This window comes from Bacteroidota bacterium (assembly GCA_016721765.1).
In the GTDB taxonomy this organism is placed as follows: domain Bacteria; phylum Bacteroidota; class Bacteroidia; order UBA4408; family UBA4408; genus UBA4408.
The window spans coordinates 1301049-1318091 of the sequence record JADKHO010000001.1; the positions used below are offsets into that span (position 1 = coordinate 1301049).

Here is a 17043-nt window from a genome sequence, read left to right on the forward strand (position 1 = left end):
AAAGATGCCCATAATACTTTTTTACATACTTGAAAGCTAACTTTGGTCAGTTTTTGCTCTTTTTTTAAATGCTTATATTTGCACGATTTTAAAATTTATATAAATGGCAAAAGTTACCTTTAACAATAAGTATAGCCCCTTTTTTGATACGCTGAAGGCAAAAGTAGATGAGTATTTCATCGCCAACAACATTAAGCAAGTTGGAAATTACAAGTTGTTTACAAAAGCAGCAATTTTGGTTTCCACAGCAGTTATTTTATATACCCTGCTCGTATTTTTTACACCACCTGTTTGGATTTCTGTGGTACTTTGCTGTTTAATGGGATTCAATTTAGCGGCTATCGGATTTAATGTAATGCACGATGGAGCGCATGGTAGCTTTAGCAAACGCAAATGGGTGAACGAGGTAATGGCCTATTCCTTAAATTTAATGGGAGGCAGCTCTTATCTCTGGAAAATCAAGCACAACGTTATTCACCATACCTATACCAATATTGATGGTATGGATGATGATATTGACATTAAGCCTTGGATGCGTGTGAACACAGATCAACCAAAATGGAAAATTCACCGTTTTCAACATATTTATGGAATTTTCCTCTACGGACTTTCCTATTTTATGTGGGTTTATTTTTTAGATTTTAAGAAATATTTTACCCGAAAAATCGCGGACAATAAAATGCGTAAAATGGAAGCCAAAGAGCATTTTATTTTTTGGTTCAGCAAACTTGTTTATACCGGACTGTTTATTGTGCTGCCTATTTTTAAAGTTGGCTTGGTTGAGACTTTGGTAGGATATAGCATTATTGTTTTAGTTACCGGAATAGTAATTTCAGTAGTGTTTCAATTGGCGCATGTGGTGGAAGACCTTAGCTTTCCAAAACCGAATCCCGAAACCAATAAAATAGAAAATGAATGGGCGGTGCATCAAATCGAAACAACCGCCAATTTTGCAACCAAAAGTAAATTGGTATGCTGGTATGTAGGCGGACTTAATTTTCAAGTGGAGCACCATTTATTCCCTAAAATTAGTCATGTGCACTATCCTCAAATCAATAAATTTGTGCGCGAAACCTGTGAACAATTTAATTTAAATTACCTCGAATTCCCTACCATGTTCGGGGCATTTCGCTCACACTTATCGCACTTAAAGCAAATTGGTGTTGCAGCATAAAATCATAAGAACCTCCTTCGGGAGGTTTTTTTAGCACTATATCATTGTTCTGTTAAACTTATCAGTCTACTTCTTGTTCCTTTCCTGAATTCTTTTTCATTCACCTAGTATGCAACCCATAATTCAAGTTTCCGCACTCAACAAAAGTTACAAGGATTTTAAAGCGGTAAATGAACTTAATTTAACAGTTTATAAAGGGGATGTGTATGGCTTTTTAGGACCTAATGGTGCCGGCAAAAGTACAACCATTAGAATGTTGCTTACTTTAATTTATCCCAGCTCAGGCGAAATTAAAATATTTGATAAAGCATTAAATCAACACCGAAATGAAATCTTATCACGCTTAGGTGCAATTGTTGAAAAGCCTGACTTTTATGGCTATTTAACTGCATTTAAAAATTTGGAATTACTTGGAAAAATTGCAGGAAAGTCCATTTCTTCACAACGCATAATGGAGGTTTTGGAATTAGTTGGTTTAAAAGAGCGATACAACAGTAAAGTAAAAACCTATTCTCAGGGAATGAAGCAGCGACTAGGATTTGCTCAAGCTATACTGCACGATCCCGAGTTAATTATTTTAGACGAACCCACCAACGGTCTCGACCCGCAAGGCATGAAAGACATGCGCGATTTAATTTTGCATCTGAGTCATGATTTAAATAAAACGGTTTTTATTTCTTCTCATATCCTAAACGAAGTGGAATTAATGGCCAACAGAATGGTTATACTAAATAAGGGAAAGGCTGTGGTGGAAGGCAATGTCCAAGAATTACTCAACAGCGGTGAAATGAGTGTAACCTTCGAATTTGACAATCAAGCGCTGGCAAGTGCAAGTATTGCAGCGACTAAATGGGAACAAAAATTAATCTCATCCACCGAACGCTCCTTGGTTTTTTCCTTGTTTTCCAATCAAATACCGGAATTGAATGCGTTTTTTGTAGCGCATCAAATTGCCGTGCAATCTATTGTACCCTTGCGCTCACTCGAAAATTATTTTTTATCGTTAACCGATTAATATGCTCCACTTAATTCAAATAGAAGTATTTAAAATATTTAAACGAAGCCGCTCTTACATTGGTTTTATTGCCATTGCTGCAATTGTGTTGGTGATTGAGTTAGCCTTATATTTAGATGGACAGCATTTTTTAGACATGGCTGTTCAAAACCTAAAAGACACTTTTTCATTCGATGGAAATTTGCTGAACGGTTACTTGGCAGTCTTTATTATTTTAAATAGCCTTTGGATTCATATTCCGTTTTTAATTGCTTTAGTAGCGGGAGATTTATTAGCCGGTGAAGCGGCTTCCGGAACATTTAAATTATTGCTTACCCGACCCATTTCCCGCTTTCAATTAGTGCTTGCCAAATTTACAGCAGGATTAATTTATACCCTATCGCTCATCTTGTTTATGGCCGTTTTAAGTGTTGGTTTAGGAGTTTTTCTATTTGGGAAAGGTGATTTGATGGTAGTGCAAAACACCATCTACATTTTTTCGCAAGAAGATGTTGGCTGGCGCATTGCGAGTGCTTTTGCTTTTTCAATTCTCAGTATGACAACCGTTGCGGCATTGGCATTTTTGTTTTCGGCTTTTGCCGATAATTCCATTGGACCCATCATTGGCACTATGGCTGTTATAATTGCCTTGTTTATTTTTACTTCTATCGACTTAAGTATTTTTAGAGCCATTAAGCCCTATTTGTTTACCAATTACTTGGGTGCTTGGCGATTATTTTTTGAAGAACCTTTAAATTCTATCAAGATAACAAGAGCATCCCTTGTCCTGTCGTTTCACATCTTACTATTCTTTAGCATTACAGCCTTTCATTTTAATCGAAAGGACATTCTCACCTAACTCAAATGAAAATTAAGTACACCTTTAAGTTTGCCGTTTTACTCTCCAGCTTGCTTTTGCTTGTTGGCGCATCTCAAGCAATTGCACAAGACATCAATCCTCAACCTTTGCTCGATAGTATTCAGCAAAAGATTAATAAAGTAAAGGATTACAGCGCCGATATTAAAATAAAATTGGATGTTGATTTTATTAAGATACCTATTCGTGAAGCAAAAATATATTTTAAGCAGCCCGATAAAATTAAAATGAAATCAACCGGTTTTGCTTTGTTGCCTAAACGGGGATTAAATTTTTCGAGTGGTGATTTATTAAATAAAAAATATCAAGCCATCTATATCAAGAAGGAGCTCTTAAATAAAATTCAGACACTTGTTGTCAAAATAGTGCCCTTAGAAGATAATTCAGAAATTTTGCTCGCAACCGTTTGGATTGACAGGGCAAAACAAGTCATTCGGAGAATTGATGCCTCCACCAAAAGTAATGGTAGTTTTACTATCCATTTTGATTATCCGATTGTTGCCTATCCATTTGATTTACCCCAAACACTTACTTTCGATTTTGATGTAAATAAAATGGAAATCCCGGCTGCCATCAGCGGAGACTATAATACTGAAAAGCCTAAGGAGAAAAAGGCGGGTCCTAGTCGTGGCAAAATCATTTTAAACTACACTAATTATTCAGTCAATAAAGGCATTCCCGATTCTTTTTTTATAGAGAAGAAGGACTAGTTGTAGCCCTTTTCCACACGAATTCAAAAAAATAGGTACCTTTAAAAATAATTCACAATTCATAGGGGACAACTCCTACTGAGGTGTTGTTTTTTGTGGGTATTAAATGTGTTTCTTTACATTGCAAATGTTGATTTCCGTTAATTAAGCAATTATGAACCCGACTATTTTAGGCCATTTACACCATAAGTGCTTATTTGTTATTCGTTGGATTACCCTGCTATTTATTGTTTTTCTTGCGCCGCTGAAAACCGTTTTCGGGGAAGGAACAAAAGAGCTTTTCCCCATTTCGGCAGCCACAGATACCCTCCTAAAAAAAGCGATTCTGAACGTTGGTGGAACGGGTGCAGGTACTTGCGGAGCTTATGGTGGAACAGCACTTCAACGCATTAACATCGAAATTGCAGACGCTAACTCGGAGCATATTTTTATGGGATTTAATGTGGTTTCGGGTGGTCCCGGATATTACAGAGTATTCGACCCTAATGGTACTGAGCTGATTCCTCCAACAGCTATTCCGGCTGCCGGCAGAGGATTTATTCCATATTTTCAAGCTGCAATTAGTGGTCCGGATACCTTGAATGCCGGAGGTTATTCTGCTATTGAAATTACGCCCACTGCCGGACTCAACGGAAAATACTACATCGAATTTAATAGTACAGGCCCTGCACTTACTCCGGTAGCAGCCAAAGTGGGCTTGAAAATTTTTGACATAACAGTTGCGGATGTTGCCACCCTCCAAGCTAAGCCGGGAAGGCTAAGTAGCGCATCATGGAATATTAATGCAGGTAATATTGCCGATTACAGCTCCACCTTCGACGGAAAAGTATATGTGCTCAGCACCGACAACTTTGTGCTGTCAGCAGATTTCAAAAACAGAGGCTTCGCACCGGCAAACTTTCGTTTAAATTTTAATTCCTTTGGAACCCAAAATAGCGGAAATGTGCTTGCCGATAGACTTTCCAATACAGGTGATCGAATGATTCCCGAATACGCTGTTTATTTAAATATTCCCGATTCAAGTTTGCATCCAAGTGCTTCGGTTGGAGCGCTCGTTACAACATCGTTGCATTTCAGTCGCTGCAAGGCCAATGAATTTAAGTTCGATATGGAGGTAACAAAAGCAGGATTAGTTGATATTTTTTACGATTCAGACACAAATGGAATTTTCGATATTGCTACTGCAGACAAGCGTTTTAGCAAACTTGTAACGGCCGGCAACAATGCTATTGTTTGGGATGGTGTGGATGGATTGGGTAATTTGCTTGCCATAAATTCAACAGCACATTTTGTGGTGAAGTATGCTCAGGGCATATTCAATTTTCCAATTTACGATGCAGAGGTGGATACAGGTGGAGTACTGTTTTCGAATGTTAGACCACTTTCAGCAACTAGTGCAGCTCACCTTCAGTTTTATGACGATACCCTCCTTTTAAGCAATTTGTCGCCACCATTTAATAGCAATAAATTACCAACCAGCGGCGCACAATATCCTTATCAGGAATTCAACGGCTGCAATGGTCCCTGCCATAAATGGGAAGCTTACAATGGAAATAATTCAATTGTCGATTTTGGAAATCAAAGTACGGTGAACACCTATCTTTTTGCAAGCTTGCAAAGCCACTCCTTTTCTGCTCAAATTCCTGATTATTTCCTTCTTAACGCAGGTAATCTTCAAACAATTTGCAAGGGCGATACCGTTTCGCTAAACGGTACAATTTCAGCTTCTCAAGGAGCTCTATATAACGGTTCTTTTCACTGGCAAGGGGATGGAACGTTTTTGCCTAACGATAGTGAACTCGTTGTAAAATATATTCCTGATGCTTCTGAATTGTCGGGAAGTTCATTTCGATTATACCTTTCGTTGCGTGGTGAATGCAGCAATATACAAGACAGTGTAAAAATTAATTTGAATGAGCCACCAACTGTTTCGAATGCAGGATTAAATCAAGTGGTATGCACTAACGCTGCATTGCTTTTTGCAAATAATCCTTTGGTTGGAGTTGGAACATGGAGTTTTACAAGTGGTAACGGAAGCATTGTTGCCGGCAATGATCCCAATTCTGCAGTTGTGAATCTGCAAAGTGGAAGCAACACGCTCCGCTGGAAAATTACAAATGGCGTTTGTCCATCTTCCTCAAGCTTTGTAACACTCAACTATATTCCTGTTGGAGTTACTCTCAGCCAAGTGGATACCAGCTACTGTGCAACAGCGCCGCCAATTAATTTAAACGAGGCACTGCTTACCGCCTTCCCAACAGGAGGAAATGCTGTTTTTCTGGTGGATGGAGACACTGTAACAGTGTTGGATGCAACAACTCTTGCCCTAGGGCAACATTGGCTCTACGTAAGGTACACAGAGCCCTCAGTCGGGCAATGTTTTGCTGTAGATTCAATGCAGGTTACCATTGGAGGTTCTTGTAATAAGGCTCCAATCGCACAAGATGATTTTTTTAATTTGGCCGAAGATCAAATGTTAAATGGCACAAGTGTATTACTTAACGATACCGATGCAAATCCGCTCGATACCTTAACAATACAGCTTATCCCTCTTATCCCAACTGCGCATGGTTCAGTTTTAATTCATACAAATGGAACCTTTACTTATCAGCCCGATTTAAATTATTTTGGGAGCGATTTTTTTACCTATCAAATTTGCGATACCGCAAATGCATGTGATACTGCAAGTGTGCACCTCTTGATTCAAGCTGTTAACGATGCACCAATTGCTGGCTCCGATACTGCAAACACCAACGAAGATAATGCTGTTGCAGGCTTTGTTTTAGGCAATGACTTCGACATTGAAGGCGACAGTATTTTCATGGATACCGTAGCAGCAATTCCTCCCCAACACGGCACTGTAATTATTCATGCAGATGGTAGTTATACTTATTCTCCTGAATTGGATTTTAATGGGATGGATCAATTTACTTATTCTTTATGTGATAACGGATTGCCTCCGACTTGTGGAAATGGAATAGTAGTAATTATGGTGAGCCCTGTGAACGATCCCCCTCGAGCAAATTTTGGGCGCAAAACTACCTATGAAGATATTCCCAATGCGCTCAATGTGCTGAGCAACGATGTGGATGTGGATGGCAATTTAAATCCGGCAAGTTTAAGTATCCCGACAAACGGAAATCCTTCGCATGGAACTGTAGTAGTGGATATGAATTCAAATAAGATTATTTATACACCCCATCTAAATTATTTTGGAAACGATACCATTGTGTATGAAGTGTGTGATTTAGGTTTCCCAATTTATTGCGATACTTCTATTACGTATATCACGGTTTTTCCGGTGAATGATTCACCTCTCTCAAATTCTGATACCGCAAGCGTTTCGGAAGATGCGGTTTTAAATGCAACATCGGTATTAGGTAACGATTTCGATTTGGATGGAGATAGTTTAACGGTAACAACCACCGCTGTGATGGAAACGCAAAATGGAAGTTTACTTCTCGCCGCAAACGGAACCTATAGCTATACTCCCAATACAAACTTTAATGGTGCAGATTATTTTATTTACGAAGCCTGCGATAATGGAACGCCACAATTGTGTGCACAAGACACCGTATTCTTAACAGTTCACAAAGTGAATGATGCACCTGTTGCTGTTAATAATACGGTTGTTACTTCGCTTAATAGTTCCATTACAGCTAATGTATTAGGAAACGATTTGGATGTGGATGGAAACATTGCTCCAGTGGCAACTTCAATTCTCATTCAGGCCATACATGGGGTTGCGCAGGTTAACCCGGATGGGACAATTTTGTACACCCCTCAAAACGGATATTTTGGTACTGATTCGCTATTGTATAGTGTATGCGACAGCGGATTTCCTGTATTATGTGCCTCCGCCACGCTTATTATAGAAGTGGGATATGTGAACCTTCCTCCTGTGTGTGCAGATGACATTGTGACCATCAACGAGGATACTCCCACTAGCATTAATATTCTCAGTAATGATGCCGATCCCAACAACAACATCGATCAAACCTCCATTCAGCTCATTCAAAATGCAACGCACGGTTCCACTTCAATTGATTTTAATGCCGGTTTGCTAAATTATATTCCTGCTTTAAATTACTTTGGAAATGACACAGTGCGCTATGTGGTTTGTGATGTAGGAACAATTAGCAATTGCGATACCGCATGGGTAATCATTACAGTGATTTCGGTTAATGACGCCCCAATAGCAATTAACGACACGCTAACAACAGATGAGGATTTTGCACTTTTTGGAAACTTTTTGACTTCTGATTTTGATGCGGACGCAGGTGATGTATTAGCAATTTCTACCCAAGCAATATCGTTGCCTCAAAATGGCACCTTGAGTTTCACTTCAAATGGAGATTTTAGTTACACTCCTTTTCCAAATTTCAATGGTACCGATTTCTTTACCTACGAAGTGTGTGATAATGGATTTCCTGTTTTGTGTAGTACAGCCAATGTAACACTGTTTGTTACTCCGCAAAACGATGCGCCGGTGGCAGTGAAGGATGTTTTAATTATTCCAATTGATTTTACAGCCAATGTATTTGTGCTCAATAACGATTACGATGTAGATGGAAATTTAAATACTTCCTCGCTTTCAATTGCAAGTCAACCCCATAATGGAATGGCTGTTTTGGATACTAACTCGCACGCAATAACGTATACCCCAAATCCAAATTATTTTGGTTTGGATACCGTAATTTATACAGTGTGTGATGCCGGGCTACCTTCCCTTTGCGTGCAGGGACTTTTGGTTTTTAATGTGGGAGCAACAAATAACCCACCCTCTGCAATGCCTGATTTTGCTAGCACTTCACAAAACAATGGAATTACTATTTCAGTCTTAGTTAATGATTTTGATGTGGATGGAAATGTGAATAAGGGTTCTGTTGATGTACTCGTTAATCCTAACAATGGTTCAATTGTAATTAATGTTTTTGATGGGCAAATAAGTTACACACCTAATCCCGGATTTACCGGAAAGGATACTATAGTTTACGAAATATGTGATGGAGGACTTCCTGTTTTTTGTGATACCGCCCTCGTTATTGTAACGGTTAATGGGAATCTTGCACCCCTTGCAACCCACGATATTTATAGCACCAATGAAGATAGCCCCGTTAGTGGAGCCTCCGTGTTGCAAAATGATTTAGACCCGGAGAACGGAAGCCTAGTCTTATCTCCTGTGCCCATTAGTAGCCCTCTTAACGGCACACTGACACTAAATACCAATGGAACATTTTTATATTTCCCGAATTTGAATTTTTATGGTACCGATACTTTTGTTTACGAAGTTTGCGATAACGGTGTCCCTACCTTGTGCGATACAGCTTTAGTATCGATAGTGGTTGCGGCAATAAACGATGCGCCTCAGGCTGTAAATGATACCATACAGGTTGCACAGGGTCTAGCTTTTTCCGGCAATTTAATTAGTAATGATGTGGATGTGGATAGTCCGGGACTTCTTGCCAATTCCACTCCACTCAACGGTCCAATAAATGGTACCTTATTTCTTGCTAACAGCGGCGTTTTCACATATACCCCCAATCCTGGTTTTAGTGGGCAGGATTCGTTTCAATACGTTGTGTGCGATAATGGAACTCCTAATTTATGCGATACTGCAAGTGTTTTTATTCAAGTGGGCACCAATAATCCACCACTGGCAGTCGACGATATATTTACGATGAATGAGGATGGTTCGCTTACTGCTGCCTCGCTCATATCAAACGACAGTGATCCGGATGGCTCCGCCTTACTTATGAATACTATTGCAATTGCCCAACCACAGCATGGGTCAGTTGTGCTTTATGCAAATGGAACCTTTGATTATTTTCCGGCACCCAATTACGCCGGCAGCGACACTTTTGTATATCAGATATGCGATGGAGGGGCACCTAATTTCTGTGATACGGCTAGCGTTACCATTTTTATAACTGCTGTGAACGATGCTCCAGTTGCAGCCAACGATGTATTCTCAATTCTTTCTAATACCACCTTAAATGCAAGTGTTATTTTAAATGATAATGATGTTGATAGCCCAAGTTTAAGTATCATCACCAGTCCAATCTTGCCTCCTCAATCGGGAATTGTAACGCTTAATACAAGCGGCACTTTTGTGTATACGCCCAACGCAAACTTTACGGGCTTTGATTCATTTAGTTATGTAGTTTGCGATGGAAGTACACCCAATTTATGCGATACAGCCACGGTCAATATTACAATTCAAAATCGGCTTCCGCTGGCTGTGTCGGATACCTTCGAAATTTCCAGCTCCAGCTTACTCACCGCCAATTGTTTGCTCAATGATATTGATCCGGAAAATGGCGTATTAACCTTAAGTACCATTCCGGTATTAAATGTTCTACATGGAACTTTGACGCTTAATCCAGCTGGAACATTCACGTATCAGCCGGTGAACAAATACACCGGTACAGATTTCTTTTTTTATACCACATGCGACAATGCTGCTTCCCCGCTTTGCAGTAACGCCAAAGTGGTAATTAAAGTGCTTAACAGCCCTCCACATGCTTTGAATGATACTGTATACGGAGTAAGCGGATATGTGCTAGCCGGCAATTTATTGCTTAATGACGTGGATGTAGAATCGTTAAATTTAGTTTTTTCAGTGCTGAATTTACCTCAGCATGGAACAGTTCAACTTTCTCCCAATGGTGATTTTAGCTATGATGCTGCTCCCGGCTTTAGTGGTATTGATTATTTTAGTTATGAAGTATGTGACGATGGAACTCCGGTGAAATGCGATACAGCAATCGTTACGCTATATGTAGCCGAACAAGCTATTGAATTAACTATTCCGGATGCTTTTTCTCCTAATGGAGATAATATTAACGATGTGTTTGAAATTGGCGGGCTAAACAACTATCCGGAAAACGAATTTCTAGTTTTTGATCAGATGGGGGTACTAGTTTATAGTGTAAAAGGGTATAAAAATACCTGGTCGGGTTTGGATAAAAATGGAAAAAAATTGCCGAGCGGTTCTTATTTTTACATCTTCGATAAAAAGGATGGCAGCGATGCACGTACCGGATACATTGTACTAAGCAAGTGATTATTTTAAATTAAAAATTTACTTATGGCAAAGAGAATTTTTTTACTTTTTTCAATGGTGTTGGTTTTTTCCTGCTCCTCATCTGACCAAAAAGCTTCAAAAAAAATCAAACTAAAAATAAAGGGAAGTGATACTGTTTATCCTTTGTTTAAATTGATGGCAACCTCGTTTCAACAACAAAATAATAATTGCGAATTAAGTGTTGCAGGGGGTGGCTCCACTGCCGGTATTGCCGATTTAATCAAAGGCTCCATTGACGTTGCAGCAACGTCACGTGATTTGAAGCCTGCCGAGAAATACCTAATCGATAGCCTTAAACGTGAAATACTTACCTACATAATCGCCTATGATGGACTGGCAGTTATTGTGAACAAACAAAATACAATCGAAAAAATTACGCGCGAGCAATTGGAAGACATCTATCAGGGAAAAATTACAAATTGGAAGGAAATAGGAGGGATGCGGGAAAAGATTAATGTTTACTCATTAAATACTAACAATAGCATTGACGAATTTTTTAGAGATAAAATAATGGGTGAGAAGAAATATTTTTCAGGTGTCACTCAAGTAAATCAGCTAAAAGATATGCTTAAAAAAGTTGTTTCAAACAAAGGAGCAATAGGCTACGCAAACATTCAAGAGCTAAGTGCTAAAGTGAATTATATTTCTGTTTCTTTCGACACGAGTAAAACATACATCGCTCCCAATGCATTTAATTTTCAAAACCGAAGCTATCCTATTTCAAGAGCACTTTATTTCTTTGCCGATGCATCTAAAGAAGCGGAGATGAAGTTGTTTAACGATTATGCGCAATCCTTGTTGGGGAAGAGAAATATTAGTGAAATGGGTTTTATCCCTCCACAATAAGCTATAAAATTTTAGTGCGTATTAAGTTATGCGGGAAAGTAGGTTGGGGAGGTGCCGGGATAGCATTCAATGCAGCAACTGATTTGGCATTTTTTCGAAGCAACTCGAGTTTCAAACTTTCTTCACCTTTTTTCATCGCCCATTGATGATTCCATGAAAACAAGGGTTTTAGCAAGAAGGATAAATTCTTTAACAATCCTTTTTCGGCACTTATTCTCCAGTCGTATTCTATTTCTACCTCTTCGCCCTTTTGAACAAAGCTCCAAATGCCTTTTCCTTTAAAATCCCCAATTGCTTCAATGGTATAGCCGAAAGGTGCATTTGAGCTAGTTACCTTAAATTTCCATCGCAACGAATAGGGTAAAAATCCTTTGGTGTAAAGTTCCACAACCTTGCCTTGGCCCTTTTCATTTCCGGGCTCAAGCACTTTCACATCCAGGTAAACCGAGGGCCACCAAACCGCAAGTGATACTGCATCCTCTAATATGGCACATACCTCTTCTTGGGTGCCCGTCACTTTCCAATTCGAAATAAAATGATAGTCGTTTGCTGCCATAGCTCCATCTACGAAAAGCAATAAAAGTTGGATTTAGGAAAGAATGATTTTATAAAATTATTTTTCCTTTTGCACAAAACTCATTTTAAAACATGTTCCGGAATGAGTCGAAAATGAATAGCTAGCATCAATTTGCTTTACCAACGATTTTATCACCTCCATCCCAAGCGATTCGGGCTTTATTTCCTGATTTAGTTTACCATTCCCATTATCCGCCACAACAATAGTAATGAGCTCATTTTCCTTTTTTAATTGAACACTAATTTGTCCGGAATGCATGTCGTTAAATGCATGCTTGTAACAATTGGTCAGCACTTCATTAATAATTAAACCGCAGGGAATCGCATAATTCACATTCAAATAAACCTCCGATAAATTTAAAATAATTTCTACCTGTTTTTTAATTAAAGCAGTATAAGAATGATGGATTTCATATACCAACTCATTTAAATAAAACCCATAATTGATGTTGCTTAACACTTCATTTCGATAAAGTTTATCGTGAATCAACGCCATCGACATGACTCTATTTCTACTTTCTGTAAGTAGCGACTTGGCTGTTTCATCAACAATTTTTTCGCTCTGAAGATTCAGCAAGCTGGTTATAATAGCCAAATTGTTTTTTACACGGTGATGAATTTCTGCCAACAAAATTTCTTTCTCTTGCAGGGCTTGCGAAATTTTTAATTCATTGCGTTTTTTTTCCTCCAACTGAAAAAGCAATTGCTCATGTTGCTCTTCATTTCCTTTGTTAATGACATAAATAAAAAAGCCAATACTCAAAGCGCCTGCAATTAAATCAAAAGCAAATAGCTGCTTGTTTTGGGCAGGTGTAAAATGCGTGTTTTCGAGTATGGAATGATCCACAGTCATTACCAAAGTAATCATGGTCATAGGCAACAAAAAGTGAAACAACATCGCCCGTTTATTTTTAAAATCAATTACAAACGAAACAGCCAAAATCAAGGGAAAGTAAAAGATAAAAGCAGAGGCGGTAATGTGGGTGTAAAAATTAAAAAATGTAATAGCAAGATTGTTTAAAATCAGCACAAAATGGGTAGCAAGGGTATGTTTTTTTAAATGATTTAATAGAAAACCAAGCAGTAAAACAAGGCTAAGAATTTCGAGTAAAAAAAAGGAAAAGTATTCCCCTAAACTTAAATTATTAAATCCTGCTAAAAAATAAACGCTTACTGTAACAAAAGTGAGTTGGTTGGTTAGTTTTATACGACGCACAAAATTTGCATCATATCTTGGATGAACACCAATATTCGATATTTTATTCCAAAGCTCCAGCATGTGTTTAGAATTAAAACAATTGTAAACTTACTAAAATTGCAATTAGATAATGCCAGCAATACGCTATTCTTTAAAGCATTTTTTTTGCCGATACCAACAATAGGCTGTTAATTAAATTGATAATCAGGGCCTAACTCAGGATTTCAATTCACGTAGTTTTGTTTAGTTAGAGATAATTGCACTTTCCTTTACGGGAAAGGCCATGAAAACAATGCGAATGAAAAGAATTGTAAGCCTCATTTACGTTTTAATTTTTAGTACAAGCCTTTTTGCGCAAGCCCCTCAAGGCTTGAATTATCAGGCTGTTGCCAGAAATTTGGCAGGTGCTGAATTAGTTAATCAAGCGATTGGTGTCCAGGTGGTGATTCATCAAAATTCGGCCAATGGTACAAGCGTATTTTCCGAAATACATTCCGTAAATACAAATCCATTTGGGCTTTTTACCCTTGTTATCGGTTCGGTAGATACCACGAATTTTGCTGCCATAAATTGGTCAACCGGAATTTATTTTCTGGAAATATTAATTGATCCAAGCGGTGCAACCAGCAATTTTATTTCAATGGGCGCAACACAGCTCCTGTCTGTTCCTTACGCATTGTACGCTAAGACATCCGGCAATGGTCCACAAGGTTTGCCGGGACCTCAAGGCCCTCAAGGTGCTGTTGGTCCGCAAGGGGCACAAGGCATTCAAGGCGACCCGGGGTTGCAAGGCCCGCAAGGTATTCCAGGTGCAACGGGACCGCAAGGTATTCAAGGCCCGCAAGGAATTCAAGGTGATCCGGGCCCGACAGGTCCGCAAGGAATTCCGGGAACGCAAGGCCCAGCCGGTCCGCAGGGTAATGCAGGTCCTCAAGGAGCACCCGGACCAACTGGTGCAATTGGTCCGCAAGGCCCCGCTGGAACACCCGGAAGCATGGATGCATGGAGCCGCACAGGGGATGCCTCAACTGTTGCAGGAACCAATTTTATTGGAACCACCGATGCGCAAGATTTTGTAATAAAAACCAATAATCAGGAAGGCTTCCGTTTACTCTCAAATGGGAATATTGGTATTGGTACTAGCAATCCATTAACAAAGTTTTCAATTCATGCTGCAACTGCCAGCGCAAACATATTTTCATACAATAATTATGGTAAAGGTGGTTCTGTGGATCTTGGTCTTGCTAGAGGCTTGCAAGTTACACCCGCTGCAATTCAAGCAGGTGATATTTTAGGTTCACTCAATTTTACAGGCTACAATGGGTTGGGATATAGCAATGGTGCTTCAATTCAAAGTCGAGCCTCACAAACTTTTTCTGCATCTGGAAATGGTAGTTATCTCGAATTTAAAACCACACGCGACGATAGCACCGCAAGCGAAACCCGCATGATTGTGGATAATAACGGACGCGTTGGAATCGGAAAAATCCCTGTACAAACACTGGATGTTAAAGGCACCATTAATGTGAGTGGTGGTTTTGGAAATGAGGTCAACAGAAGCAATACCAGCAATGCCGATTTACTCCCAATTGCCTATGGTTCAATCGACTTAAGCGGAAATATTTTAACTTCAAATTCTGGGAATTTTATTTTGTTCAAATTGGGTACCGGTGTGTATGAAATTGATTTTACAGATGGCTTTAACTCCATCAATTTTACGGTTACAGCTACCCTTGCAACCGGTCCGGGTGAAATTTCAGCAAGCAGTTCAATAAGTGGATCCTCGCCCGGGAAATTTAAAATAAGAACCTATAACTCTGCAGGAACGCCTGTTGATAAGGATTTTAATTTCGTTGTTTACAAACCATAATTGCATCAATTTCAAAAAATGAAATTCAGCAATCCAATTTTTACCAAAGGCTTTTTCGGATTAGTCGTTTTTTCTTTACTGTTCACATTGGAATCTTTTGCACAGGTTACTATTAGCTCACAGCTTGTTGGAGCGAGCGGAAATTACAGCAGTGGCGGAGGTGTTTTACTTTCCTCATCTGTAGGTGAAATGACTGTCAATACGTTCTTTTCAGGAAGTCATTACCTCACACAAGGCTTTCAGCAACCCAATAGCGATGCATTGAGCTTTACTACCAATAGCCTTAATTCCAGTTGCTTCGATGCCGATAATGGATATGCCGAAGTTGCTGTTAAATCAGGCGTGGGGCCGTTTCAGTATCAATGGCTTCCAACAGCAGAAAACACAGCTTCTATTAAAAATCTTAAACCGGGCAGCTATACGGTTACCGTGACCGATGCAAGAGGATTTTCTTTAACCGATACGGTAACTGTACTACTCGATTATGAAGGAGCGTGCGGCTTGCACATCTACAGCGGCATTACCCCCAATGGCGACAATCATAACGATACTTGGGTGATTGACGGGATTAACGAATTTCCAAGCAACCATGTTTTTTTATTTAACCGCTGGGGCGATAAGGTGTGGGAAAAAAATAATTACAACAATACCGATGTGGTTTGGGATGGAACAAATATGAAAAATGAACGCTTGCCCGATGGGACCTATTTTTATATCGTGAGCATTGATAGTAAAAAATACAAAGGCTGGGTTGAATTAACACACTAAATGGAAATGAAGCAGAAAATACACCTCTTACTTTTCTTTTTTATGTGTTTAATCAAGTTGAGCTTTTCTCAGCAAGATCCACAGTATTCGCAGTACATGTTTAATCCCTTGGTGCTTAATCCTGCTTATGCCGGCAGTCGTGAGGTGTTAAGCTCGGTTTTGTTATACCGCAATCAATGGGTAAATATGGATGGTGCACCGCTTACCGTCACCGCAAGTATTAACAGTCCCTTGAAAAAGAAAAAAATGGGACTCGGCTTTCATGTAATCAGCGATAAAATTGGGCCCTCTTCCACTACACAATATATGGGCTCATTTGCTTACCGCATTCGTTTAGGTCAAGGTAAACTTGCTTTCGGATTGCGCGCCGGACTTTATACTTACCGCTACGACTGGAGCAAAGTGGAGTATAAAGATAAAGCGGATGTGTTTAATTCACAGACCATAACACAGTATGTTAAACCAAATTTTGATTTTGGCCTTTACTATTACAATCGAAGTTTTTATTCAGGCATTGCCATTTCGCATCTGGCCTTAAGTAAGAATACCGCAACAACACAATTGAGCGATTTTCAGAATCGATCTGCATTGCACGTTGTTGCAAACCTAGGTAAGGCATTTGAGCTTAATAAAGAGATCACCATTCGACCTAGTGCTGTTATCCGATATACAGCTAATGCACCGATTAATTTTGATGTAAATGCAAGTGTGTTATTGGACGAAAAAATTTGGTTAGGTGTAGGTTTCCGTTCCAATCAGGATGTGGTTATTATGGCGGAGTATAATATCACCAAATTAATGCGGGTAGGTTATTCTTACGATGCTTCAACCCGATTAATTCGATCAGCTAATAGAGGTAGCCACGAATTTTTTATAGGATTTGATATCGACTTTTTTAAAGCAAAAACGATATCTCCTCGAATTTTTAAATACAATTAAAAGA

The 17043-nt window shown here is 39.1% G+C and carries 11 protein-coding genes; 9 read left to right on the forward strand and 2 right to left on the reverse strand.

The window, feature by feature from the left end; genetic code table 11:
• The first annotated feature begins 103 nt into the window (after positions 1-103).
• From IPP32_04495 to IPP32_04520, 6 genes are all read left to right on the forward strand, one after another.
• Positions 104-1174: an acyl-CoA desaturase gene (locus IPP32_04495; protein MBL0047342.1), complete on the forward strand. Its 1071-nt coding sequence runs from the start codon at positions 104-106 to the stop codon at positions 1172-1174.
• Positions 1175-1283: 109 nt separating this feature from the next.
• A complete protein-coding gene (locus IPP32_04500) occupies positions 1284-2189 on the forward strand; it encodes an ABC transporter ATP-binding protein (protein MBL0047343.1) in 906 nt (301 codons plus the stop codon).
• A 1-nt stretch (position 2190) separates the two neighbouring features.
• Positions 2191-3027, forward strand: a complete 837-nt coding sequence (locus tag IPP32_04505; protein ID MBL0047344.1) for an ABC transporter permease subunit — start codon at positions 2191-2193, stop codon at positions 3025-3027.
• A 5-nt stretch (positions 3028-3032) separates the two neighbouring features.
• A complete protein-coding gene (locus IPP32_04510; GenBank protein MBL0047345.1) occupies positions 3033-3755 on the forward strand; it encodes a hypothetical protein in 723 nt (240 codons plus the stop codon).
• Between the two features lie 154 nt (positions 3756-3909).
• A complete protein-coding gene (locus tag IPP32_04515) occupies positions 3910-10821 on the forward strand; it encodes a tandem-95 repeat protein (protein MBL0047346.1) in 6912 nt (2303 codons plus the stop codon).
• Between the two features lie 24 nt (positions 10822-10845).
• Complete coding sequence (locus IPP32_04520) at positions 10846-11688, forward strand: PstS family phosphate ABC transporter substrate-binding protein (protein ID MBL0047347.1); 843 nt, start codon at positions 10846-10848, stop codon at positions 11686-11688.
• A 1-nt stretch (position 11689) separates the two neighbouring features.
• Here the strand turns inward: IPP32_04520 and IPP32_04525 are convergent, their stop codons facing one another.
• Both IPP32_04525 and IPP32_04530 read right to left on the reverse strand, forming a co-directional pair.
• Entirely contained in the window at positions 11690-12244 is a 555-nt protein-coding gene (locus IPP32_04525; protein MBL0047348.1) for a polyketide cyclase, read from the reverse strand.
• A 57-nt stretch (positions 12245-12301) separates the two neighbouring features.
• Positions 12302-13543, reverse strand: a complete 1242-nt coding sequence (locus tag IPP32_04530; protein ID MBL0047349.1) for a sensor histidine kinase — start codon at positions 13541-13543, stop codon at positions 12302-12304.
• A 202-nt stretch (positions 13544-13745) separates the two neighbouring features.
• On the opposite strand from IPP32_04530, the gene IPP32_04535 reads away from it, so the two are divergent.
• Genes IPP32_04535 through IPP32_04545 form a run of 3 tightly spaced genes read left to right on the forward strand, consistent with a single transcriptional unit; the run spans position 13746 to position 17039 of the window.
• Positions 13746-15332 (forward strand): collagen-like protein, encoded by a 1587-nt coding sequence (locus IPP32_04535; GenBank protein ID MBL0047350.1) that lies wholly within the window; start codon positions 13746-13748, stop codon positions 15330-15332.
• Positions 15333-15350: 18 nt separating this feature from the next.
• Positions 15351-16100 (forward strand): gliding motility-associated C-terminal domain-containing protein, encoded by a 750-nt coding sequence (locus tag IPP32_04540; GenBank protein MBL0047351.1) that lies wholly within the window; start codon positions 15351-15353, stop codon positions 16098-16100.
• A gap of 6 nt (positions 16101-16106) precedes the next feature.
• Positions 16107-17039 (forward strand): type IX secretion system membrane protein PorP/SprF, encoded by a 933-nt coding sequence (locus tag IPP32_04545; GenBank protein ID MBL0047352.1) that lies wholly within the window; start codon positions 16107-16109, stop codon positions 17037-17039.
• Positions 17040-17043: the final 4 nt, after the last annotated feature.